We start from the raw sequence: 23,620 nt of genomic DNA, 5'->3' as shown, positions 1-23,620 counted from the left end.
TCCGCGCATGTTCCATCGGTGAGGCACTACAACGTCGTCTCCGAGTGAGGTCCATCCGTGTCCAGCACGCTTCCCACCATCCCGCAGGCCCCCGAGACCGGCACCGCGCGCGTCAAGCGCGGCATGGCCGAGCAGCTCAAGGGCGGTGTGATCATGGATGTGGTCAACGCCGAGCAGGCGAAGATAGCCGAGGACGCGGGCGCCGTGGCCGTCATGGCCCTGGAGCGGGTCCCCGCCGACATCCGCAAGGACGGCGGCGTGGCCCGGATGTCCGACCCCAACATGATCGAAGAGATCATCGAGGCCGTCTCCATCCCGGTCATGGCCAAGTCGCGGATCGGCCACTTCGTCGAGGCCCAGGTTCTGCAGTCCCTCGGCGTCGACTACATCGACGAGTCCGAGGTGCTGACCCCGGCCGACGAGGTCAACCACTCCGACAAGTGGGCGTTCACCACCCCCTTCGTGTGCGGCGCCACCAACCTGGGCGAGGCCCTGCGCCGTATCGCCGAGGGCGCGGCCATGATCCGCTCCAAGGGCGAGGCCGGCACCGGCAACGTCGTAGAGGCCGTCCGCCACCTGCGCCAGATCAAGAACGAGATCGCCAGGCTGCGCGGCTTCGACAACAACGAGCTGTACGCCGCCGCCAAGGAGCTCCGCGCCCCGTACGAGCTGGTCAAGGAGGTCTCCGAGCTGGGCAAGCTGCCGGTGGTCCTCTTCTCCGCCGGTGGCGTCGCCACCCCCGCCGACGCCGCGCTGATGCGCCAGCTCGGCGCCGAGGGCGTCTTCGTCGGCTCCGGCATCTTCAAGTCGGGCGACCCCGCCAAGCGCGCCGCGGCCATCGTGAAGGCCACCACCTTCTACGACGACCCCAAGATCATCGCGGAGGCATCCCGCAACCTCGGTGAGGCCATGGTCGGCATCAACTGCGACACCCTGCCGGAGACCGAGCGCTACGCGAACCGAGGCTGGTAATGACCACTCCCGTTATTGGCGTCCTGGCCCTCCAGGGCGACGTACGGGAGCACCTGATCGCCCTGGCCGCGGCTGACGCCGTGGCCAGGCCGGTGAGGCGCCCCGAGGAACTCGCCGAGGTCGACGGCCTCGTCATCCCCGGCGGCGAGTCGACCACCATGTCCAAGCTCGCGGTTCTCTTCGGCATGATGGAGCCGCTGCGCGAGCGGATCGCGGCGGGCATGCCCGTCTACGGCACCTGTGCCGGTCTGATCATGGTCGCCGACAAGATCCTCGACCCGCGTTCGGGCCAGGAGACGCTGGGCGGCATCGACATGATCGTCCGCCGCAACGCCTTCGGCCGGCAGAACGAGTCCTTCGAGGCGGCCGTCGAGGTCGCGGGCGTGGACGGCGGACCGGTCGAGGGTGTCTTCATCCGCGCCCCCTGGGTGGAGTCGGTCGGCGCCCAGGCCGAGGTGCTGGCCGAGCACGGCGGTCACATCGTCGCCGTACGGCAGGGCAATGTCCTGGCAACTTCGTTCCACCCTGAACTCACCGGCGATCACCGCGTACACGGTCTGTTTGTGGACATGGTGCGCGCCGCCCGGTGACGCCGTCCCGGTAGGATCTCTGCCGAACGCAGCAGGAATGGGTTACGCGAAGGAGACAGGCAGATGTCCGGCCACTCTAAATGGGCTACGACGAAGCACAAGAAGGCCGTGATCGATGCCAAGCGCGGCAAGCTCTTCGCGAAGCTGATCAAGAACATCGAGGTCGCGGCCCGCACCGGCGGCGCCGATGTCGAGGGCAACCCGACCCTCTTCGACGCCATCCAGAAGGCGAAGAAGAGCTCGGTCCCCAACAAGAACATCGACTCCGCGGTCAAGCGCGGCGCCGGTCTCGAGGCCGGTGGCGCCGACTACGAGACGATCATGTACGAGGGCTACGGCCCCAACGGCGTGGCGGTGCTCATCGAGTGCCTCACGGACAACCGCAACCGCGCGGCCTCCGACGTCCGCGTCGCGATGACCCGCAACGGCGGCTCGATGGCCGACCCCGGCTCGGTCTCGTACCTCTTCAACCGCAAGGGCGTTGTCATCGTCCCCAAGAGTGAGCTCTCCGAGGACGACGTGCTCGGTGCCGTCCTCGACGCGGGCGCCGAAGAGGTCAACGACCTCGGTGAGTCCTTCGAGGTGCTCAGCGAGGCCACCGACCTGGTCGCGGTGCGCACCGCGCTCCAGGAGGCCGGCATCGACTACGACTCGGCCGAGGCCAACTTCGTCCCGACCATGCAGGTCGAGCTGGAGGAAGAGGGCGCGCGCAAGATCTTCAAGCTGATCGACGCGCTCGAGGACAGCGACGACGTGCAGAACGTCTTCGCCAACTTCGATGTCTCGGACGAGATCATGGAGAAGGTCGACGCCTGACAGGCAGTCAAACGGCGGGCCGACGGGACACACCCCGTCGGCCCGCCGCTTTGTCGGTCTGCTCTGTCAGTGACACCGGATAGCCTGCACAAACAGGCGATCGACGAAGGGGGGCGGTGTGCGGGTACTGGGTGTGGACCCCGGGTTGACCCGGTGCGGCGTCGGTGTGGTCGAGGGCGTCGCGGGCCGTCCCCTGACCATGCTCGGCGTCGGTGTCGTACGAACCCCGGCGGACGCCGAGTTGGGCCCGAGGCTGGTCGCCATCGAGCAGGGCATCGAGCGCTGGCTGGACGAGCACCGGCCCGAATACGTCGCGGTGGAGCGGGTGTTCAGCCAGCACAACGTGCGTACGGTCATGGGCACCGCGCAGGCCAGCGCGATCGCCATGCTCTGCGCGTCCCGCCGCGGCATCCCCGTCGCCCTGCACACGCCCAGCGAGGTCAAGGCCGCCGTCACCGGCAGCGGCCGGGCCGACAAGGCGCAGGTCGGCGCGATGGTCACCCGGCTGCTGCGGCTCGACGCTCCGCCCAAGCCCGCCGACGCGGCGGACGCTCTCGCGCTCGCCATCTGCCACATCTGGCGGGCGCCCGCGCACAATCGCCTCCAGCAAGCCGTCGCCGCACATCGCACCGTGCACGCACCGAAAGGCCGTACCGCATGATCGCCTTTGTGAGCGGCCCGGTCGCCGCCCTCGCCCCCACCACCGCGGTCATCGAGGTCGGCGGAGTCGGCATGGCCGTCCAGTGCACCCCGAACACCCTCTCCGAGCTCCGTATCGGCAAGGAGGCCAAGCTCGCCACCTCCCTCGTCGTACGGGAGGACTCGCTGACGCTGTACGGCTTCGCCGACGACGACGAGCGCCAGGTCTTCGAGCTGCTGCAGACCGCGAGCGGCGTCGGACCGCGCCTTGCCCAGGCGATGCTCGCCGTGCACACCCCGGACGCGCTGCGCGTCGCCGTCGCCACGGGTGACGAGCGGGCGCTGACCGCGGTGCCGGGCATCGGCAAGAAGGGTGCGCAGAAGCTGCTGCTCGAACTGAAGGACCGGCTCGGCGAGCCGGTCGGCGCCCACATCGGCAGGCAGGGCATCGGCACCGCCGCGGCGGCACCCATGGCATGGCGCGACCAGCTGCACGCCGCGCTGATCGGCCTCGGCTACGCCACCCGCGAGGCGGACGAGGCGGTCGCCGCCGTCGCCCCGCAGGCCGAGGCCGCCGAGGGAGCACCTTCGGTGGGCCCGCTCCTCAAGGCCGCCCTGCAGACCCTGAACCGCACCCGCTGACTCCAGCCATCGACGCGCGAGGCAATCCACTGTGAACTGGGACGACACCGCACCGATGACCGACGACATCGCCGCCGAGCGGCTCGTCGGCGCGTCCGCCGACGGCGAGGACCAGGCCGTCGAGGCGGCACTGCGGCCGAAGTCGCTGGACGAGTTCGTCGGCCAGGAACGGGTCCGGGAGCAGCTGGACCTCGTCCTGAAGGCGGCCCTCGCCCGCGGCGGGACCGCCGACCATGTCCTGCTCTCCGGCGCCCCCGGCCTCGGCAAGACCACCCTGTCCATGATCATCGCGGCGGAGATGAACGCCCCGATCCGGATCACCTCCGGCCCGGCCATCCAGCACGCAGGTGATCTGGCCGCGATCCTGTCCTCGCTCCAGGAGGGGGAAGTTCTCTTCCTCGACGAGATCCACCGGATGTCGCGGCCCGCCGAGGAAATGCTCTACATGGCCATGGAGGACTTCCGGGTCGACGTGATCGTCGGCAAGGGCCCGGGAGCCACCGCCATTCCGCTGGAGCTGCCTCCGTTCACCCTGGTCGGGGCCACCACCCGGGCCGGACTGCTGCCGCCTCCGCTGCGCGACCGCTTCGGCTTCACCGCACACATGGAGTTCTACGAGCCCGCGGAGCTGGAGCGCGTGATCCACCGCTCCGCACAGCTTCTCGACCTCGACATAGAGGCCGACGGCGCCGCCGAGATCGCCGGACGCTCCCGCGGGACGCCCCGTATCGCCAACCGGCTGCTGCGCCGTGTCCGTGACTATGCCCAGGTCAAGCGGGACGGCCTGATCACTCGCGAGGTGGCAGCCGCCGCCCTGAAGGTGTACGAGGTCGACGCCCGCGGACTCGACCGCCTCGACCGTGCCGTCCTTACGGCGCTGCTGAAGCTCTTCGGCGGGGGCCCGGTGGGTCTGTCGACGCTCGCGGTGGCCGTGGGGGAGGAGCGCGAGACGGTCGAGGAGGTGGCCGAGCCCTTCCTGGTACGGGAGGGACTGCTGGCCCGCACGCCGCGCGGCCGGGTCGCCACCCCTGCCGCCTGGGCCCACCTCGGCCTCGTACCGCCTCAGCAGGCCCCGGGCGCAGCCGGACAACAGGGTCTGTTCGGGACGTGACGGCGCGGATACTCGCCGGGCCAGGAACCAGGGTGCGATGCTGGGCGTTGTTCCAATGATGCGGACTCGCTTAGACTCCGCCGATGCCGCCCTTACAGGTCGGCGTGCCCACCCCCGTAGATCAGGCCGTTCATCCGCGCGGTCGTGCGAAGGAATTCCGCCCCGTGAATATCTTGACCCTCCTCCCCTTTATCGTGCTCATCGGGGCCATGTTCCTGATGACCCGCTCCGCCAAGAGGAAGCAGCAGCAGGCCGCGCAGATGCGTGACCAGATGCAGCCCGGCACCGGCGTGCGGACCATCGGCGGCTTGTACGCCACCGTCAAGGAGGTCAACCACGACACGGTTCTCCTCGAGGCTGCCCCCGGCGTGCACCTGGTGTTCGCCAAGAACTCGATCGGGGCGGTCCTCGACGACGAGGAGTACAACCGCATCGTGCACGGCGACGGTGACCTCAAGTCCGACGGCCCCATCGTTCCGGACGACGCTTCCTCGCTGACCGAGGCCGGCGACTCCGATTCCTCGGACGACGCCAAGATCGACCTCGGCAAGAAGCCCGAGGCCGCCGAGGCCGACGACACCGAGGTCGCGGACGCCAAGCCCGAGGACGCCGAGTCCAAGAACGGCAAGGCCGACGGCGAGACCGACGCGAAGTAGCCATGGTCGGGGACCGCGCGGGCGCCTACCGGTGCCCGGCGGTCCCACGGTCGTGTTGAATTCTGCGGGGGCAGGTCCCCACAACACTTCGTGGCCGCCCCGGCGCACACCCGGCGCGGGGCGGTTGGACAGGGAGAAACGAGAAGGTGGCAGCACCGAATAGGGGCCGAAGGCCCGCGGGGGCTCAGGGCAAGCCGGGGCGCGCCCTGGCTCTGATCCTGATCGCCATGGTCGCGCTCACTGGCGGGATGTTCTTGGCGGGACAGCTCACGCCGCGTCTGGGTATCGACCTGGCGGGCGGTACGTCCATCACGCTCGAGGCGAAGAACGAACCCGGTAAACCGAACGCGATCAACGAGACCAACATGAAGACCGCGGTCGGCATCATCGAGCGCCGTGTGAATGGTCTGGGCGTCTCCGAGGCCGAGGTTCAGACTCAGGGCGAACGCAACATCATCGTCAACATCCCCAAGGGGACCAATTCCGAGCAGGCCCGTGAGCAGGTCGGCACCACCGCCCAGCTCTACTTCCGGCCGGTGCTGACGGTCGCCGCTGGCACCCCCACCGCTCCCCAGCCCACCCCGAGCGCCTCGCCGACCGGCAAGGCCAAGGACGGTAAGGCCAAGGAGACGGGCAAGCCGACGGCCAACGCGCCGTCCGGCACCCCCTCGGCCACGCCGACCACGCAGGGCCGCGCGGTGACCGACGCCCTCAAGGCGCCGACCCCGACCCCGACCCCCGCCGGTTCGGGCAAGCCTTCCGGGACGCCGAAGCCGCCGCCCTCCGGGGACACAGCGGGCGCCGACAAGCTGCAGAAGCAGTTCCTGGCTCTCGACTGCACGAACAAGGAGGCCCGCGTCGCGGCCGGTGTCGGCGTCAAGGCCGACGACCCGCTCGTCGCCTGTGGCAAGAACTCCGAGGGGCAGTGGGAGAAGTACGTTCTCGGCCCTGCCGAGGTCAACGGCAAGGACGTCGACGACGCCAAGGCCACGATCGACCAGCAGAGCGGTCAGTGGATCGTGCAGATGGATTTCACCGACGGTGGCTCCAAGAAGTTCCAGAAGATCACGAGCAAGCTGTCGCAGCAGCAGCCTCCGATGAACCAGTTCGCGATCGTCCTCGACGGTGAGGTTGTCTCGGCGCCGTCCGTGCGGCAGACACTGAGCGCGAACGCCGAGATCTCCGGCAGCTTCACCCAGCAGTCCGCCCAGGACCTGGGCAACATCCTCTCGTACGGTGCGCTTCCGCTCACCTTCAAGGAGCAGAGCGTCCAGACCGTCTCCGCCGCCCTCGGCGGTGAGCAGCTCCAGGCGGGTCTCATCGCCGGTGCGATCGGTCTCGCGCTGGTCATCATCTACCTGGTGGCCTACTACCGCGGCCTGGCCCTGATCGCGATCCTCAGCCTCATCGTCTCCGCGATCCTGACGTACACGATCATGGCTCTGCTCGGCCCCGGCATCGGCTTCGCCCTGAATCTGCCCGCGGTGTGTGGTGCCATCGTTGCGATCGGTATCACCGCGGACTCGTTCATCGTGTACTTCGAGAGAATCCGCGACGAGATCCGGGAGGGCCGTACGCTGCGGCCCGCCGTCGAGCGAGCCTGGCCGCGCGCCCGGCGCACGATCCTGGTCTCCGACTTCGTGTCGTTCCTCGCCGCCGCGGTGCTGTTCATCGTCACGGTCGGCAAGGTCCAGGGCTTCGCGTTCACTCTCGGCCTGACCACCGTGCTCGACGTGGTCGTGGTGTTCCTCTTCACCAAGCCGATCATGACCCTGCTCGCCCGCAAGAAGTTCTTCGCGGACGGCCACCCGTGGTCCGGCCTCGACCCGAGGCGGCTGGGTGCCAAGCCCCCGCTGCGCCGCTCCCGTCGCGCCTCCGCCCCCATCGACCCGAAGGAGGCGTGAGATGTCGCGACTTGGCACCCTCGGCGCCCGTCTCTACCGCGGCGAGGTCGGCTACGACTTCGTCGCCAAGCGGAAGATCTGGTACGGGGTTTCGATCCTGATCACCATCACGGCCATCCTCGGCCTGGCGGTGCAGGGTCTCAACCTGGGTATCGAGTTCAAGGGTGGCGCCGTCTTCACCACCCCGAAGACGAACGTCTCCGTCAGCCAGGCCCAGTCGTACGCCGAAGAGGCGTCGGGCCATGAGGCGATCGTCCAGAAGCTCGGCAGCGGCGGTCTGCGGATCCAGGTGAGCGAGCTCAACCAGACCCAGGCGAACAAGGTCGCCGACACCCTCGCCGAGGACCTGAAGGTCCCCATGGAGAGCGCCGAGATCGTCGGCCCCAGCTGGGGTGAGCAGATCGCCAACAAGGCGTGGACCGGTCTCGCGGTCTTCATGCTCCTGGTGGTGATCTACCTCGCGATCGCCTTCGAGTGGCGCATGGCCATCGCCGCCCTGATCGCGCTGATCCACGACCTCACCATCACCATCGGTGTGTACGCACTCGTGGGCTTCGAGGTCACGCCGGGCACCGTGATCGGTCTGCTGACCATCCTCGGTTACTCCCTCTACGACACCGTGGTCGTCTTCGACGGTCTCAAGGAGGGCTCGAAGGACATCACCAAGCAGACCCGCTACACCTACAGCGAGATCGCCAACCGCAGCCTCAACGGCACGCTGGTGCGTTCCATCAACACCACTGTCGTCGCGCTGCTGCCGGTTGCCGGACTGCTCTTCATCGGTGGCGGCGTCCTCGGTGCCGGAATGCTCAACGACATCTCGCTGTCGCTGTTCGTCGGCCTCGCGGCCGGTGCGTACTCCTCGATCTTCATCGCCACACCGCTCGTCGCCGACCTCAAGGAGCGCGAGCCGCAGATGAAGGCCCTGAAGAAGCGGGTGCTCGCCAAGCGCGCCAAGGCGGCCGCCGAGGGCGTGTCGGCGGAGGACTCCGGTGAGCCGGAGGACGCGGAGACGGGCGACGTGGCGCCGGCCGGCGCCGTCGTGGGCCCGCGCGGCAACCGTGGCCGCGGCCGTCCCTCGGGCAAGCGCCGATGACCGCCGCCACCTCGGAGCTGCTGCTCAGCCGCATCCGTGACGTCCCGGACTATCCGAAGCCGGGGGTGATGTTCAAGGACATCACGCCCCTGCTCGCGGACCCGGAGGCCTTCACGGTTCTCACCGACGTGCTCGCCGAGCTGTGCACGCGTTACGAGGCCACGAAGATCGTCGGTCTCGAGGCGCGCGGTTTCATCCTGGGAGCACCGGTCGCCATCCGGGCCGGGCTCGGCTTCATTCCCGTACGCAAGGCGGGCAAGCTCCCCGGAGCGACGCTCTCGCAGGCGTACGAGCTGGAGTACGGCACCGCCGAGATCGAGGTGCACGCCGAGGACCTGCGCGCGGGCGACCGCGTCATGGTCATCGACGACGTCCTCGCCACCGGCGGCACCGCCGAGGCCTCGCTGGAGCTCATCCGGCGGGCCGGAGCCGACGTCGCGGGGGTCGCTGTGCTGATGGAGCTCGGCTTCCTCGGCGGCCGCACCCGTCTGGAGCTCGCGCTGCGCGGTGCTCCGCTGGAGGCGCTGATCACGCTCTGACCCCATGGGTCGATCGAGGAACGGGCGCCCCGGGATCTTCCCGGGGCGCCCGTTCCTCTGCGCCATCGGCCGTCGGCGCGCAGTGACGAGAGGGCAACCGCAGCGATTGGGGGTGCCCTCTCCCGTCATGTCCGGACCTGCCACCTCCTGAGCACCAGAACTCCGAGGTCGATACCATGGCTTCTCCGGGCCTGACCGGGGGACCCGGAACCGCACGAGGAGCGCTCTTGCCAGACGAGGCCCAGCACGCCGCCGCGCAGCCCGACCAGCAGGCCGACAAGGCCGCGGCAGCCCCTGTCACGCCCGAGAACAAGCCGGCCGGGAAGCCGAAGCCGGGAGTGTCCGAGCGGAGCGAGATGGGGACCCCCCCGGCCGAAGCCCCCCAGCTGCCGCTGGGAGGTGCTCCCAGGGGGAGTGCGAACGGTGCTGCCCCCGTCCCCGCGCCCCTGCCGACGACCACCCCCCGGCCCACGCCCGCCGCCGTCCCCCGGACGGGCGGCTCCTCGAACCGGGTGCGCGCCCGCCTGGCCCGCCTGGGCGTCCAGCGTTCGTCGCCGTACAACCCCGTCCTGGAGCCGCTGCTGCGGATAGTGCGCAGCAACGACCCCAAGATCGAGACCTCCACGCTGCGTCAGGTCGAGCGCGCCTACCAGGTCGCCGAGCGCTGGCACCGCGGCCAGAAGCGCAAGAGCGGCGACCCGTACATCACGCATCCGCTCGCCGTCACGACGATCCTCGCCGAGCTCGGCATGGACCCGGCGACGCTGATGGCGGGGCTGCTGCACGACACCGTCGAGGACACCGAGTACGGCCTGGACACGCTGCGCCGCGACTTCGGCGACCAGGTGGCCCTGCTCGTCGACGGCGTCACCAAGCTCGACAAGGTCAAGTTCGGCGAGGCCGCGCAGGCCGAGACCGTACGCAAGATGGTCGTCGCCATGGCCAAGGACCCGCGTGTCCTGGTCATCAAGCTCGCCGACCGGCTGCACAACATGCGCACGATGCGCTATCTCAAGCGGGAGAAGCAGGAGAAGAAGGCCCGCGAGACCCTTGAGATCTACGCGCCCCTGGCCCACCGGCTGGGCATGAACACCATCAAGTGGGAGCTGGAGGACCTCGCCTTCGCGATCCTCTACCCCAAGATGTACGACGAGATCGTGCGGCTCGTGGCCGAGCGGGCGCCCAAGCGCGACGAGTACCTCGCCATAGTGACCGACGAGGTCCAGTCCGATCTGCGCGCCGCCCGTATCAAGGCCACCGTCACCGGGCGCCCGAAGCACTACTACAGCGTCTACCAGAAGATGATCGTCCGCGGCCGTGACTTCGCGGAGATCTACGACCTGGTGGGCATCCGCGTCCTCGTCGACACCGTCCGCGACTGCTACGCGGCGCTCGGCACGGTCCATGCGCGATGGAACCCGGTCCCCGGCCGGTTCAAGGACTACATCGCGATGCCCAAGTTCAATATGTACCAGTCGCTGCACACCACGGTGATCGGTCCCAACGGCAAGCCCGTCGAGCTGCAGATCCGCACCTTCGACATGCACCGCCGCGCCGAGTACGGCATCGCCGCGCACTGGAAGTACAAGCAGGAGACCGTCGCCGGCACCTCCAAGGTCCGTACCGACGTGCCCAAGGCGGGCAAGGGCACCGCCGGCCAGGACACCGTCAACGACATGGCGTGGCTGCGCCAGCTGCTGGACTGGCAGAAGGAGACCGAGGACCCCAGCGAGTTCCTGGAGTCCCTGCGCTTCGACCTCTCCCGCAACGAGGTCTTCGTCTTCACACCGAAGGGCGACGTCATAGCGCTTCCGGCGGGTGCCACGCCCGTCGACTTCGCCTACGCCGTCCATACCGAGGTCGGCCACCGGACCATAGGAGCGCGGGTCAACGGGCGGCTCGTACCGCTCGAATCGACCCTCGACAACGGCGACCTGGTCGAGGTCTTCACCTCCAAGGCCGAAGGCGCCGGCCCCTCGCGCGACTGGCTCGGCTTCGTCAAGTCGCCGCGGGCACGCAACAAGATCCGCGCCTGGTTCTCCAAGGAGCGCCGCGAGGAGGCGATCGAACACGGCAAGGACGCCATCGCGCGGGCCATGCGCAAGCAGAACCTGCCCATCCAGCGCATCCTCACCGGCGACTCGCTCGTCACGCTGGCGCACGAGATGCGCTACCCCGACATCTCGTCCCTGTACGCGGCGATCGGCGAGGGCCATGTGGCCGCGCAGGGCGTCGTACAGAAGCTGGTGCAGGCCCTGGGCGGCGAAGAGGCCGCCAACGAGGACATCGCCGAGAGCACACCGCCCTCGCGCAGCCGCTCCAAGCGCCGGGCCAACGCCGACCCCGGTGTGGTCGTCAAGGGTGTCGAGGACGTCTGGGTCAAACTGGCCCGCTGCTGTACGCCCGTCCCCGGTGACCCCATCATCGGCTTCGTCACGCGCGGCAGTGGCGTATCGGTTCACCGGGCGGACTGCGTCAACGTCGACTCGCTCTCGCAGCAGCCGGAGCGCATCCTCGACGTCGAATGGGCCCCGACCCAGTCCTCGGTCTTCCTGGTCGCCATCCAGGTCGAGGCGCTGGACCGGTCCAGGCTGCTCTCGGACGTCACGAGGGTCCTGTCCGACCAGCACGTCAACATCCTGTCCGCGGCCGTCCAGACCTCCCGCGACAGGGTGGCCACCTCGCGCTTCACCTTCGAGATGGGCGACCCGAAGCACCTCGGGCACGTACTGAAGGCGGTACGGGGCGTGGAGGGCGTCTACGACGTCTACCGGGTCACATCGGCGCGCAGGCCGTAGCGCGACGCGCCACAGCGCGGACGAAGGGCCCCCTGTACGTGAGCGTGACGTACAGGGGGCCCTTCCATGTAGCTTTTCAGCCGCCGAACTCCTCCAGGCCCTTCAGCGCCTGGTCCAGCAGCGCCTGCCGGCCCTCGAGCTCCTTGGCGAGCTTGTCGGCCTTGGCGTTGTTGCCTGCCGCGCGCGCCGCGTCGATCTGCCCGCGCAGCTTGTCCACGGCCGCCTGCAGCTGACCGGTCAGACCCTCGGCACGCGCACGCGCCTCCGGGTTCGTCCGGCGCCACTCGGTCTCCTCGGACTCCTGCAGCGCCCGCTCCACGGCGTGCATCCGGCCCTCGACCTTGGGACGGGCGTCCCGCGGCACATGGCCGATGGCCTCCCAGCGCTCGTTGATGGCCCGGAAGGCGGCTCGCGCGGCCTTCAGATCCGTCACCGGCACCAGCTTCTCGGCCTCGGCGGCGAGCTCCTCCTTGAGCTTGAGGTTCTCGCCCTGCTCGGCGTCCCGTTCGGCGAATACCTCGCTGCGGGCGGCGAAGAAGACGTCCTGGGCGCCGCGGAAACGGTTCCACAGATCGTCCTCGGACTCGCGCTGGGCGCGGCCCGCGGCCTTCCACTCCGTCATCAGCTCGCGGTAGCGGGCGGCTGTCGTGCCCCAGTCCGTGGAGCCGGACAGCGACTCGGCCTCGGTGACCAGTTTCTCCTTGGTCTTACGGGCCTCCTCGCGCTGAGCGTCCAGCGAGGCGAAGTGCGCCTTGCGGCGCTTGGAGAACGCCGAGCGGGCGTGCGAGAAGCGGTGCCACAGCTCGTCGTCGGACTTCCGGTCGAGCCGGGGCAGGCCCTTCCAGGTGTCCACCAGCGCCCGCAGCCGCTCACCGGCCGCCCGCCACTGCTCGCTCTGCGCCAGCTCCTCGGCCTCGGTGACCAGGGCCTCCTTGGCGTGGCGCGCCTCGTCACTCTGCTTCGCCTTCTGGACCTTGCGCTCCTCGCGGCGCTTCTCGACCGTCGCCACGAGCCCGTCGAGGCGCTTGCTCAGTGCGTCGAGGTCGCCGACGGCGTGATGCTCGTCCACCTGCTGGCGCAGATGGTCGATGGCGGTCTGGGCGTCCTTGGCCGAGAGATCGGTGGTCTTCACCCGCCGCTCGAGGAGGCCGATCTCGACCACCAAGCCCTCGTACTTGCGCTCGAAGTAGGCCAGAGCCTCCTCGGGAGTCCCTGCCTGCCACGATCCGACGACCTTCTCGCCATCGGCAGTACGCACGTACACGGTGCCCGTCTCATCGACACGGCCCCACGGGTCGCTGCTCACAGCGCCTCCTCCACCTGATGCCTGCGAGGGGGTTCGCCCCCGGGCATCGTCCACAGTTTCCTGGACGGGCCGCGCCCGCCCTCCACAACGCAACAATCCGGGCCGCGCTGCACAACGCCCAATCTAGGCGACCGGCCGCCCGGCTGTCCGCACTCAGCGCGGCCGAAATTCCCCGGCTCACGCCTTCGGGACGACCGCCTTCTCAATGGTGACAGCCTTCTTGGGGGCCCCGTCCTTGGCTCCGCCCGCCACTCCGTCCTTCGCCACGGTCTGTACGGCCTTGAGGCTCGCGGCGTCCATCGTTCCGAACGGTGTGTAGGTCGGCGGCAGCTTGGAGTCCTTGTAGACGAGGAAGAACTGGCTGCCTCCGGAATGCGGCTGGCCGGTGTTGGCCATCGCCACGGTCCCGGCCGGATAGGTCACGGTGCCGTCCGCGCCCGCCTTGCCCAGCGCGGTCAGATTCTCGTCCGCGATCGTGTACCCCGGGCCGCCCGTGCCGTCGCCCTTCGGGTCTCCGCACTGCAGCACGAAGATCCCCTCCGTGGTCAGCCGGTGGCACTTCGTCCCGTTGAAGTAGCCCTTGTCCGCCAGGGACTTGAACGAGTTCACGGTGTGCGGGGTCTTGGCCGCGTCCATGGCGATCTTGACGGCGCCCTGGTTCGTGGCGAGCTCCATCGAGTACTTCGCCTTTTTGTCGATCGACATGGCGGGCTCGGGGGAGGCGCTCTCGCTCGGGGAAGGGGCGGCGCTGGGGGACTGGCTGTCGCCCGCCGCGCCGTCGGCCTTGGCGTCCCCGTCGGACAGCCCGATCGAGGCATAGGCGGCGGCGCCCGCGGCGAGCACTACGGCGAGCACCGCCGCGACGATCGTGTACCGCTGCTTCTTCTTGCGGGACTGGGCCCGACGCTGCTGCTGGCGCTCGAACTTCTCCCTGGCGAGCTGCCGCCGCCGCTGATCGCTGGTGACCACCGGGTGTTCTCCTTGTACGTCGCGTGATGCCAACCGGTCGAGTGTGCCCCGTACCGTATACGGGTTGGCTGTGGGACGAGCAGCGCCGGTAGGCTCTGATCTGCTGCTCTCCACCACCACACCGAGGACGATCGTGCTTATTGCCGGGTTCCCCGCCGGGGCCTGGGGGACCAACTGTTACCTGGTCGCCCCCGCCGCAGGTGAGGAGTGCGTGATCATCGACCCAGGTCACCAGGCCACCGAAGGCGTCGAGGAAGCACTCAAGAAGCATCGGCTCAAGCCCGTCGCCGTCGTCCTCACCCATGGCCACCTCGACCATGTCGCCTCCGTCGTCCCGGTGTGCGGGGCCCATGACGTACCCGCATGGATCCATCCCGCGGACCGGTACATGATGAGCGACCCGGAAAAGGCCCTGGGCATGTCGATCGGCATGCCGCTCATGGGTGAGCTGACCGTGGGGGAGCCGGACGACGTCAAGGAACTGGCCGACGGCGCGCAGCTGCGCCTCGCCGGACTCGACTTCTCGGTCGCGCATGCGCCCGGCCATACCAAGGGGTCGGTGACCTTCCGGATGCCCGAGGCCGATGACATCCCGTCGGTCTTCTTCTCGGGCGATCTGCTGTTCGCCGGCTCCATCGGACGCACGGACCTGCCCGGCGGCGACCACGCCGAGATGCTCGAGTCGCTGGCGCGTGTGTGCCTGCCGCTCGACGACTCGACCGTGGTGCTGTCCGGCCACGGCCCCCAGACGACCATCGGCCGCGAGCGTGCCGCCAACCCGTACCTCCGGGCTGCGTCTTCTGGGGGACACCCCCAGACCCCCGAGGCCGCCCGGCCGGGAGCGGAACCCGCTCCTCGACGAGGAATGTGACGAGAGTTTCCGTGAGCACCTTTCAGGCCCCCAAGGGCACGTACGACCTGATCCCGCCGGAGTCGGCCAAGTACCTGGCGGTGCGTGAGGCCATCGCCGCGCCGCTGAAGAACTCCGGCTACGGCTACATCGAGACGCCCGGATTCGAGAACGTCGAGCTGTTCTCGCGTGGCGTCGGCGAGTCGACCGACATCGTCTCCAAGGAGATGTACGCCTTCGAGACCAAGGGCGGCACCAAGCTGGCGCTGCGCCCCGAGGGCACCGCGTCCGTGCTGCGCGCGGCGCTGCAGGCCAATCTCCACAAGCTCGGCAATCTGCCGGTCAAGCTCTGGTACTCCGGCTCGTACTACCGCTACGAGCGCCCGCAGAAGGGCCGCTACAGGCACTTCTCGCAGGTCGGCGCCGAGGCGATCGGGACGGAGGACCCGGCGCTCGACGCCGAGCTGATCATCCTGGCCGACCAGGCGTACCGCACGCTCGGCCTCAGCCAGTTCCGCATTCTTCTCAACTCCCTGGGCGACAAGGAGTGCCGGCCCGTCTACCGCGACGCGCTGCAGGGCTTCCTGCGCGGGCTGGAGCTCGACGAGGACACCCGGCGCCGGGTCGAGATCAACCCGCTGCGGGTCCTCGACGACAAGCGGGCCGTGGTCCAGAAGCAGCTGGTGGGTGCGCCGTTGCTGCGCGACTACCTGTGCGACGCGTGCAAGGCGTACCACGAAGAGGTGCGCGAGCTGCTGACCGCGGCGGGTGTCGCCTACCAGGACGACGAGAAGCTGGTGCGCGGCCTCGACTACTACACGCGCACGACCTTCGAGTTCGTCCACGACGGTCTCGGCTCGCAGTCCGCGGTGGGCGGCGGCGGCCGCTACGACGGCCTCTCCGAGATGATCGGCGGCCCGGCGCTCCCGTCGGTCGGCTGGGCGCTCGGCGTGGACCGTACGGTCCTGGCGCTGGAGGCGGAGGGCATCGAGCTCGAACTGCCCGCCACCACGAGCGTGTTCGCGGTCCCGCTGGGCGAGGAGGCGCGGCGCGTGCTGTTCGGTCTCGTCACCGAGCTGCGCAGGGCGGGTGTCGCGACGGACTTCTCGTACGGCGGGAAGGGGCTCAAGGGCGCGATGAAGAGTGCGAACCGGTCGGGGGCGCGGTATGCGTTGGTCGCCGGTGAGAGGGACCTCGCGGAGGGGGTCGTCCAGCTGAAGGACATGCAGTCCGGCGAGCAGTCGCCGGTGGCCTTGGACGCGGTCCTGGACGCGGTTCGCGAACGCCTGGCCTGACGGGGTTCTCTTTCCCCCACCCCGCCCCTTCCCGTAACCGGGGGCGCTGCCCCCGGACCCCCGCGCCTCAAACTCCCCCAGACTTCGTCCGGGGGGACCCCCACGGGGCTGAATTTTCAGCCCGTCCGGCGTTTGAGGACATGCGGCCGAAGGTCGCATACGGGGTCTGGGGCGAAGCCCCAGTTACGGGAAAGGGTTCACAGCAACCCGTTCCGCATCGCGCTCGTCACCGCCGCCGTGCGGTCGTCCACCCCCAGCTTCCCGAAGATCCGCAGCAGATGCGTCTTCACCGTCGACTCCCCGATGTACAGTCGACGCCCGATCTCCGCGTTCGTGCACCCCTCCGCCACCAGCCGCAGCACCGCCGTCTCGCGTTCCGACAGCCGCGGCCGCTCCGGCTGCCGGCGCAGCTGGTCGACCAGGCGGGCGGCCACCGAGGGGGCCAGTACCGTCTCGCCGCGGGCCGCCGCCCGTACCGCGTCGGCCAGTTCGCCGCGGGCCAGGTCCTTGAGCAGATAGCCCGCCGCCCCCGCCTCCACGGCACGCAGGATGTCCGTGTCCGTCTCGTACGTCGTCAGCACGATCACCCGGCAGGGCAGTCCTGCCGCCCGCATCCGGTTGATCGACTCGACGCCCCCGCCGCCCGGCATCCGCAGGTCCATCAGCACGATGTCCGGCTGGAGTTCGGCGCTCAGCGCCTCCGCCTGCGGTCCGCTGGACGCCTCGCCGACCACGGTCAGATCGGGCTCGGCGCCGAGCATCCCGCGCAGGCCCTCCCGTACGACGGGATGGTCGTCGGCGAGCAGAATGCGGATCACGTACCGCTCCTATCGGGTAGTGGCAGTCGTACGGTGACAGTCGTGCCCCCGCCCGGCGCGCTGCGTACGTCGGCGCAGCCGCCGACCTCGGCGGCCCGGGCCCGCAGGCCGTTCAGCCCGTAGCCCCGCAGCGGCACCGAGTCGTCGAAGCCGCAGCCCGTGTCGCGTACGGACACGGACAGGGCGGCATCGGAGTACGCGAGCGCGATGGCCACCGTCGTCCCGGCCCCCGCGTGCTTGGCGGCGTTGGCCAGGGCCTCCTGGCAGGTGCGCAGCGCCACCACCTCGAGTGCCGGGGCCAACGGCCGTGCGGTGCCCGTCACTTCGACGGACGCGGCCGTGTCCTGGCGCGCGGCGAGCCTGCGCAGCGCGTCCGGCAGCGAGTTGTCGTCCAGGTCCGCCGGTGCGCCACCGGCCACCAGGGCGCGTGCCTCGGCGAGGTTCTGCCGTGCCGTGTCGGCCATCAGTTCCAGATGGCGGCGGGCCTGCGGCAGATCGCGCTCCAGTTCCGAGTCCACCGCCTGCAGCAGCATCAGCACACTGGTGAACCCCTGGGCGAGCGTGTCGTGGATCTCGCGGGACATCCGTTCCCGCTCGGCAAGGGCCCCGCGGTCCGCCGAGAGGCGCGCGATCTCCTCCCGGCCGGCCTCCAGCTCGGCGATCAGCGCTGCCCGTTCCCTGCTCTGGTCGATGATGCGGATGATCCAGCTGCCGAGTACCGCCGAGAAGGCCAGACTGACGAGCGCGAACAGGGCCTGGAAGAAGACGGTCTGGGCGTCGGGCCTCCACACGACGGCCCACCCGAGCACCGGGGCGATGTTGATGACCGCCACGGCGATCAGGGCGAGCCGCATCCGCAGCAGCATGAAGCACTGCGGGACGAGCGCGAAGGCGGCGATGCGCGTTTCGCCCACCAGGATCGCGGGTGCCAGGAACAGCAGCACCGACCCGGCGACATAGCGCACCGGGTACCGCTCGGCCCCGGCCCGGGCCATCAGCTCGGCCCGTCCGACCCACACGTACCAGGGAGCGAGCAGCACGAACAGCGCGGCCGCGACCAGACGGACCGGCCAGCCGGAGCTCGGGGTGGCGAGCGTGAAGATCAGCGTCGCTGTCCACACGACCGCGAAATACACGTCCCAGGGCAGGAAACTGCGGTCCCAGGCGTCGGAGTCGCGCGCCCCGGCCGGCCCGCTCAGCCGTCGCGCCGGCTCTTCCAGCGGAAGGTCAGCAGACACAGCACCAGTCCTCCGATGCACCAGGCGCCCAGTACCAGGGCGATACGGCCGTACTCCCAGCTGCCCGCCTGTTCCAGCACGGAGGCCGACTCCGGCAGGAACACCCCGCGCAGACCCTGGCACATCCATTTCAGCGGGAAGATCGCGCCGATGTTCAGCATCCAGTCCGGGATGGTGTTGATCGCGATGTACACCCCGGAGATGAACTGCAGTACCAGGAAGGGGAGTACGACCACGGAGGTGGCGCTCTGTCCCGACTTCGGCACACTGCTGATGGCGATACCGAGCAGCGCGCACCCGGTCAGTCCGAGGACGAATATCCAGCCGAAGGTGAGCCACTTGCCCACGCTGGTGGGCAGATCGACATCGTAGAACACCTGGCCGACGACCAGCAGCGCCGCCGTCTCCAGCAGCCCGGTGATCAGGACCAGCCACACCTTGCCGAGGAAGTACGCGGAAGGCGGCATCGGCGTCCCGCGCAGCCGCCGCAGCTGCTTCTCGTCCCGCTCGATCGCGATCGAGATGCCCAGCGACTGGAAGCTGGTCGACATGATGCCTGCCGCGATCATCGCCGGCACATAGAGCTGGGACGCGGTGATGCCCGCGCCCTTCACGTCGTCGCTGAAGATCGACGCGAAGAGGAAGAGGAAGACGATCGGGAAGGCGAAGGTGAAGATGGCCTGTTCGCGCTGGCGGAAGAACGCCAGCACCTCCAGGCGGCCGCGCAGCAGCCCCAGCCGCCAGGCCCCGGGAAGCTGGGGTGATGTGCTGCGTACGCCGCTCTTCAGGTCCGTGACCGTGGTCATCGCGCCGCCTCCTGTCCGGTGAGCCGCAGATAGACGTCTTCGAGGGTCGGCCTGCTGATCAGCAGGCCCGGGATCTCGCCGTCGAATCGGCGCGTGAGCTCGGCGACGGTACGGGTCGGGGTCGCCGTCTGCTCGGAGCGCGGCGCACCGTCCCGCTCCGTCCAGGTGACCGTGGCCTGCGTCCCGTACTCCTCGCGCAGGCCGGCCGGGGTGCCCTCGGCGACCACCTTGCCGGCGGCGATCACGGCGAGCCGGTCGGAGAGGACCTCGGCCTCCTCCAGGTAGTGCGTGGTCAGGACGATGGTCGTGCCCTCGTCCGCCAGCCGCCGGATCAGCTCCCAGAACCGGCGGCGGGCGCCGGGGTCGAAGCCCGTCGTGGGCTCGTCGAGCAGCAGCAGCTCGGGACCGCCGATCACGCCCAGCGCCACATCCAGCCGGCGCCGCTGCCCGCCGGAGAGCGCCTTGATCCGGCTCGACGCCTTTTCTTCGAGACCCACGAGCGAGATGACCTCTTCAGGGTCACGCGGTTTCGGGTAGTAGCGGGCGAAATGGGACACCGTCTCCCGGACCGTCAACTCCGCGGGCGCCGATTCGTCCTGCCAGACGATGCCGATCCTGGACCTCCAGTGGCGGTTTCCGGTCGCAGGGTCCGAGCCGAGTACGGTCACCTCGCCCGCGTCCCGGGAGCGATGACCCTGAAGGATTTCCACCGTGGTGCTCTTGCCCGCGCCGTTGGGGCCGAGAATGCCGAAGACCTCGCCCCGGTCAATGCCCAGGTCCAGGTCGTCCACCGCTGTCACATCGCCGTACCGCTTGCGCAGTCCGCGCACGTTCACCGCGAGTTCTGTCATGACAACGAGCTTCCCGCCGAAGTGAGCCCCGGGGGACGACCGTCCGTACATCCTTATGTCCATCGAACGGTGGACACAGGTGCGGGTGCGGCAGAATGACCGTGCCCCCAGAAGGCCACTGAGCGATGGAACGGGATATGACGACTGCAGCGGTTGACGACGTGTCCTCCGAGCGGGAGAACGGCTCCAAGGGCACGATCGGCGGCAGTCGTGCCTTCTCCTGGCTTCTGGTGATCACGGGTGCGGCGGGTCTGCTGGCGTCGTGGGTGATCACGATCGACAAGTTCAAGCTGCTGGAGGATCCGGGTTTCACGCCGGGGTGCAGTCTGAATCCGGTGGTGTCCTGCGGGAACATCATGAAGAGCGAGCAGGCGTCGGCGTTCGGGTTCCCGAATCCGATGCTGGGGCTTGTGGCGTACTCGATGGTGATCGCGATCGGTGTGGGGCTGCTGGCGGGGGCGCGTTACCGGCGCTGGTACTGGCTGGGTCTCAACGCCGGGTGTCTGTTCGGGGTGGGCTTCTGCACCTGGCTCCAGTACCAGTCGCTGTACGAGATCAACGCGCTGTGCCTGTGGTGCTCGCTGGCCTGGATCGCCACCATCGTGATGTTCTGCTACGTCACGCTGCACAACATCGAGCACCGGATCATCAAGGTGCCGGAGGGGCTGCGCAAGGGACTGCTGGAGTTCCACTGGCTGCCGCCGGTGCTCTGGATCGGCATCATCGGGATGCTCGTCCTGACCCGCTGGTGGGACTTCTGGACCGGCTGACCCGGCCACGGGGGACTGTCAGACCGCTGACATAGGCTGCACAGCGTGGAGCCCGACCTCTTTACCGCCGCAGCCGAGGAACGCCAGGAGAAGGATCCGTCCAGCAGCCCCCTGGCCGTCCGGATGCGCCCGCGTACCCTCGACGAAGTCGTCGGCCAGCAGCACCTGTTGAAGCCCGGATCACCACTGCGCCGCCTCGTCGGCGAGGGCGGCGGAGGCCCCGCCGGAGCATCGTCGGTGATCCTCTGGGGACCGCCGGGCATCGGCAAGACGACCCTCGCGTACGTCGTCTCCAAAGCGACCAACAAGCGCTTCGTCGAACTCTCCGCAATCACGGCCGGAGTCAAGGAAGTACGGGCGGTCATCGACGGTGCCCGCCGGGCCGCGGGCGGCTTCGGCAAGGAGACCGTCCTCTTCCTCGACGAGATCCACCGCTTCTCCAAGGCCCAGCAGGACTCCCTGCTGCCCGCCGTGGAGAACCGCTGGGTGACGCTGATCGCCGCCACCACCGAGAATCCGTACTTCTCCATCATCTCGCCCCTGCTCTCCCGCTCCCTGCTGCTCACCCTGGAGTCGCTCACCGACGAGGACCTGAGCGCACTGCTGCGCCGGGCGCTCACGGAGGAGCGGGGCCTGGGCGGAGCCGTCGGCCTTCCCGCGGACGCCGAGGCCCATCTGCTGCGGATCGCGGGCGGCGACGCCCGCCGGGCGCTGACCGCGCTCGAGGCGGCCGCGGGCGCGGCGATCGACAAGAGCGAGAGCGAGATCAGCCTCCAGACGCTGGAGGAGACCGTCGACCGCGCGGCGGTGACGTACGACCGCGACGGCGATCAGCACTACGACGTGGCGAGCGCCCTGATCAAGTCCATCCGGGGCTCCGACGTGGATGCGGCGCTGCACTATCTGGCCCGCATGATCGAGGCGGGGGAGGACCCACGTTTCATCGCCCGCCGGCTGATGATCTCGGCGAGCGAGGACATCGGCCTCGCCGACCCGACGGCCCTGCCCACCGCCGTCGCCGCGGCCCAGGCGGTGGCGATGATCGGTTTCCCGGAGGCCGCGCTCACTCTCAGCCACGCCACGATCGCGCTGGCGCTGGCCCCCAAGTCGAACGCCGCGACGACCGCGATAGGCGCGGCGCTCGCGGACGTGCGCGCCGGTCTGGCCGGAGCTGTCCCGCCGCATCTGCGCGACGGCCACTACAAGGGCGCGGCCAAGCTCGGCCATGCGCAGGGCTATGTGTATCCGCACGATGTCCCGGGCGGGATCGCCGCGCAGCAGTACGCCCCGGACGCGGTGCAGGGCAAGCGCTACTACGAACCGACGAGGTACGGCGCGGAGGCGCGGTACGCCGACGTGGTCGAGAAGGTCCGCGAACGCCTGCGCGGCGAGTAACCGGGCGGGCCTATTGCGACGCGGCCTCGAAGAGCCTGTACATGGCCCGGCGCAGTTCCGCGACATCGCGCACCGGCGTGGGGAAGTCGAAGCGCGCGTCGAAGCTGCGTCCGCCGACGAACCGCACCCGCAGCCCGAACCGGTCCAGCGACAGCGGCACCGCCCGCTGCCCCCTCGCACCCGTCCTCTCGCTGAGCAGCCCGCACAGCTCCTGCACCTGCTCGCTGTGCGCGGAGTGCAGATGCTGCAGCAGCTCGGTCTCGTGCGCGACGAGCGGATCGACGGACGCCTGCGCGAAGTCCTCCGGCTCGACGCCGGCCGCACCCCACAGATCGTCCACCCACGCCTCGCCCGTTTCGAGGCGCAGCATCATGGCGCCGGGCGCGGCCAGACCGGGTGCGCAGGTGAGCCAGCCGTAGATCCAGGCCCGGCCGCGGATACGATGGGGCACCGAAACCGGCGCGACATCGGTGATCTCCAGCACAGCGGAGAGTTCGTCGTCCTGCGCGTGCGTGGCGGCGCGCACGGCCGGGGAGTCCGAGGGAAACAGCAGGAACACCTCACCGTCGGTTCCCACGACCCGCGCCTGCGGGGTCAGCTGCTCGGGGCGTGCGGCGTCCACCCCCGGGATGAGCAGCACCGCTGAGCATGTACTCTGTACGAGAGTTCGTGTGCGCTCGGCTGCTGACGGCATCCGCGCGATTTCAAGCCCGCTGGGACGCGGCTGACCATGAGCTGATCGGACCTCCGTCGCCTCGACGCCATTGGATGCGTCGACGTTCTTCGTGCTGTCCGTGATGCGCTTGGTGTTCCCAGGGCGAGACATGCGATCTCCTTGAGTAAGGTGAGCCTAACCTAACCTACAACGGAGGTCTGGAGAACGTGCCTAACCAGTCGCGTCCCAAGGTCAAGAAGTCTCGTGCGCTCGGTATCGCGCTGACGCCGAAGGCAGTCAAGTACTTCGAAGCCCGCCCCTACCCGCCGGGCGAGCACGGCCGTGGCCGCAAGCAGAACTCGGACTACAAGGTCCGTCTGCTCGAGAAGCAGCGTCTGCGCGCCCAGTACGACATCAGCGAGCGCCAGATGGCCCGCGCCTACGACCGCGCCAAGAAGGCCGAGGGCAAGACCGGCGAGGCGCTGGTCATCGAGCTCGAGCGCCGCCTCGACGCCCTGGTCCTGCGTTCGGGCATCGCCCGCACCATCTACCAGGCCCGCCAGATGGTCGTCCACGGCCACATCGAGGTCAACGGTGGCAAGGTCGACAAGCCGTCGTTCCGCGTCCGTCCCGACGACGTCGTGATGGTCCGCGAGCGCAGCCGCGAGAAGCCGCTCTTCCAGGTCGCGCGTGAGGGTGGCTTCGCCGCCGACGGCGAGACCCCGCGCTACCTGCAGGTCAACCTGAAGGCCCTGGCGTTCCGCCTGGACCGTGACCCGAACCGCAAGGAAGTCCCGGTCATCTGCGACGAGCAGCTGGTCGTCGAGTACTACGCCCGCTGATCACGGCTTAGCTCACACAGCTTCAGCCCGCCGCTTCCCCGCCGTTACCGATGGGGGAGCCG

Annotated in this window: 23 protein-coding genes; 16 read left to right on the top strand and 7 right to left on the bottom strand. The window is 69.3% G+C overall.

The genetic code is table 11. The features are described from left to right. Positions 1-57: 57 nt before the first annotated feature. The 11 genes from pdxS (at position 58) to OG741_RS07720 (ending at position 11,763) form a co-directional block, all read left to right on the top strand. Complete coding sequence (gene pdxS / locus OG741_RS07770) at positions 58-972, top strand: pyridoxal 5'-phosphate synthase lyase subunit PdxS (protein WP_405596101.1); 915 nt, start codon at positions 58-60, stop codon at positions 970-972. After that, entirely contained in the window at positions 972-1,562 is a 591-nt protein-coding gene (pdxT, locus tag OG741_RS07765; protein ID WP_405596100.1) for a pyridoxal 5'-phosphate synthase glutaminase subunit PdxT, read from the top strand. The genes pdxS and pdxT overlap by 1 nt, the downstream gene beginning before the upstream one ends. Positions 1,563-1,625: 63 nt before the next feature. Further along, the gene (locus OG741_RS07760) at positions 1,626-2,378 is read left to right on the top strand and encodes a YebC/PmpR family DNA-binding transcriptional regulator (RefSeq protein ID WP_405596099.1); all 753 of its coding nucleotides are present in this window, start codon (positions 1,626-1,628) and stop codon (positions 2,376-2,378) included. 118 nt (positions 2,379-2,496) lie between these two features. Then, on the top strand, positions 2,497-3,039 hold the full coding sequence (gene ruvC / locus OG741_RS07755) for a crossover junction endodeoxyribonuclease RuvC (RefSeq protein ID WP_405596098.1): 543 nt from the start codon (positions 2,497-2,499) through the stop codon (positions 3,037-3,039). Then, positions 3,036-3,659 (top strand): Holliday junction branch migration protein RuvA, encoded by a 624-nt coding sequence (ruvA, locus tag OG741_RS07750; RefSeq protein WP_405596097.1) that lies wholly within the window; start codon positions 3,036-3,038, stop codon positions 3,657-3,659. Before ruvC ends, ruvA begins: the two co-directional genes overlap by 4 nt. Before the next feature lie 31 nt (positions 3,660-3,690). After that, on the top strand, positions 3,691-4,770 hold the full coding sequence (gene ruvB, locus OG741_RS07745) for a Holliday junction branch migration DNA helicase RuvB (protein ID WP_405596096.1): 1,080 nt from the start codon (positions 3,691-3,693) through the stop codon (positions 4,768-4,770). Positions 4,771-4,934: 164 nt separating this feature from the next. Further along, positions 4,935-5,426 carry a preprotein translocase subunit YajC gene (gene yajC / locus OG741_RS07740; protein ID WP_405596095.1) on the top strand — a complete coding sequence of 164 codons (492 nt, stop codon included), beginning with the start codon at positions 4,935-4,937 and terminating at the stop codon, positions 5,424-5,426. A gap of 146 nt (positions 5,427-5,572) precedes the next feature. Continuing rightward, positions 5,573-7,330, top strand: a complete 1,758-nt coding sequence (gene secD, locus OG741_RS07735) for a protein translocase subunit SecD (protein ID WP_405596094.1) — start codon at positions 5,573-5,575, stop codon at positions 7,328-7,330. Between the two features lies 1 nt (position 7,331). Further along, positions 7,332-8,426 carry a protein translocase subunit SecF gene (secF, locus tag OG741_RS07730; RefSeq protein ID WP_405596093.1) on the top strand — a complete coding sequence of 365 codons (1,095 nt, stop codon included), beginning with the start codon at positions 7,332-7,334 and terminating at the stop codon, positions 8,424-8,426. Further along, positions 8,423-8,965, top strand: a complete 543-nt coding sequence (locus OG741_RS07725) for an adenine phosphoribosyltransferase (protein WP_405596092.1) — start codon at positions 8,423-8,425, stop codon at positions 8,963-8,965. The genes secF and OG741_RS07725 overlap by 4 nt, the downstream gene beginning before the upstream one ends. A gap of 227 nt (positions 8,966-9,192) precedes the next feature. Continuing rightward, entirely contained in the window at positions 9,193-11,763 is a 2,571-nt protein-coding gene (locus OG741_RS07720; RefSeq protein WP_405596091.1) for a RelA/SpoT family protein, read from the top strand. Positions 11,764-11,839: 76 nt separating this feature from the next. On the opposite strand, the gene OG741_RS07715 is transcribed toward OG741_RS07720, so the two are convergent. After that, complete coding sequence (locus OG741_RS07715) at positions 11,840-13,069, bottom strand: DUF349 domain-containing protein (RefSeq protein WP_405596090.1); 1,230 nt, start codon at positions 13,067-13,069, stop codon at positions 11,840-11,842. Positions 13,070-13,246: 177 nt separating this feature from the next. After that, positions 13,247-14,038 carry a peptidylprolyl isomerase gene (locus OG741_RS07710; protein WP_405596089.1) on the bottom strand — a complete coding sequence of 264 codons (792 nt, stop codon included), beginning with the start codon at positions 14,036-14,038 and terminating at the stop codon, positions 13,247-13,249. Between the two features lie 133 nt (positions 14,039-14,171). Here OG741_RS07710 and OG741_RS07705 point away from each other — a divergent pair, with 133 nt between their 5' ends. Then, positions 14,172-14,909 carry an MBL fold metallo-hydrolase gene (locus OG741_RS07705; RefSeq protein WP_405596088.1) on the top strand — a complete coding sequence of 246 codons (738 nt, stop codon included), beginning with the start codon at positions 14,172-14,174 and terminating at the stop codon, positions 14,907-14,909. 11 nt (positions 14,910-14,920) lie between these two features. Further along, complete coding sequence (gene hisS, locus OG741_RS07700; RefSeq protein WP_405596087.1) at positions 14,921-16,183, top strand: histidine--tRNA ligase; 1,263 nt, start codon at positions 14,921-14,923, stop codon at positions 16,181-16,183. A gap of 197 nt (positions 16,184-16,380) precedes the next feature. Here the strand turns inward: hisS and OG741_RS07695 are convergent, their stop codons facing one another. The 4 genes from OG741_RS07695 to OG741_RS07680 are packed head-to-tail and all read right to left on the bottom strand — an operon-like array spanning position 16,381 to position 19,896. Further along, a complete protein-coding gene (locus OG741_RS07695) occupies positions 16,381-17,001 on the bottom strand; it encodes a response regulator transcription factor (protein ID WP_266489332.1) in 621 nt (206 codons plus the stop codon). Beyond that, positions 16,998-18,239 (bottom strand): histidine kinase, encoded by a 1,242-nt coding sequence (locus OG741_RS07690; protein ID WP_405596086.1) that lies wholly within the window; start codon positions 18,237-18,239, stop codon positions 16,998-17,000. Before OG741_RS07690 ends, OG741_RS07695 begins: the two co-directional genes overlap by 4 nt. Continuing rightward, a complete protein-coding gene (locus OG741_RS07685; RefSeq protein WP_405596085.1) occupies positions 18,197-19,045 on the bottom strand; it encodes an ABC transporter permease in 849 nt (282 codons plus the stop codon). Before OG741_RS07685 ends, OG741_RS07690 begins: the two co-directional genes overlap by 43 nt. Continuing rightward, entirely contained in the window at positions 19,042-19,896 is an 855-nt protein-coding gene (locus tag OG741_RS07680; RefSeq protein WP_405596084.1) for an ABC transporter ATP-binding protein, read from the bottom strand. The genes OG741_RS07685 and OG741_RS07680 overlap by 4 nt, the downstream gene beginning before the upstream one ends. A 137-nt stretch (positions 19,897-20,033) precedes the next feature. Here OG741_RS07680 and OG741_RS07675 point away from each other — a divergent pair, with 137 nt between their 5' ends. Together OG741_RS07675 and OG741_RS07670 are read left to right on the top strand one after the other, a co-directional pair. Beyond that, positions 20,034-20,666 carry a vitamin K epoxide reductase family protein gene (locus OG741_RS07675; protein ID WP_405596083.1) on the top strand — a complete coding sequence of 211 codons (633 nt, stop codon included), beginning with the start codon at positions 20,034-20,036 and terminating at the stop codon, positions 20,664-20,666. Between the two features lie 45 nt (positions 20,667-20,711). Beyond that, positions 20,712-22,061 carry a replication-associated recombination protein A gene (locus OG741_RS07670; RefSeq protein WP_405596082.1) on the top strand — a complete coding sequence of 450 codons (1,350 nt, stop codon included), beginning with the start codon at positions 20,712-20,714 and terminating at the stop codon, positions 22,059-22,061. A gap of 10 nt (positions 22,062-22,071) precedes the next feature. Here the strand turns inward: OG741_RS07670 and OG741_RS07665 are convergent, their stop codons facing one another. Then, the gene (locus OG741_RS07665; RefSeq protein ID WP_405605446.1) at positions 22,072-22,755 is read right to left on the bottom strand and encodes a DUF2470 domain-containing protein; all 684 of its coding nucleotides are present in this window, start codon (positions 22,753-22,755) and stop codon (positions 22,072-22,074) included. A gap of 188 nt (positions 22,756-22,943) precedes the next feature. On the opposite strand from OG741_RS07665, the gene rpsD reads away from it, so the two are divergent. Beyond that, a complete protein-coding gene (rpsD, locus tag OG741_RS07660) occupies positions 22,944-23,558 on the top strand; it encodes a 30S ribosomal protein S4 (protein WP_266489341.1) in 615 nt (204 codons plus the stop codon). Positions 23,559-23,620 lie beyond the last annotated feature (62 nt).

Source organism: Streptomyces sp. NBC_01410 (assembly GCF_045040195.1).
Classification (GTDB): domain Bacteria; phylum Actinomycetota; class Actinomycetes; order Streptomycetales; family Streptomycetaceae; genus Streptomyces.
This window is presented reverse-complemented; position numbering and strand designations above follow the sequence as displayed.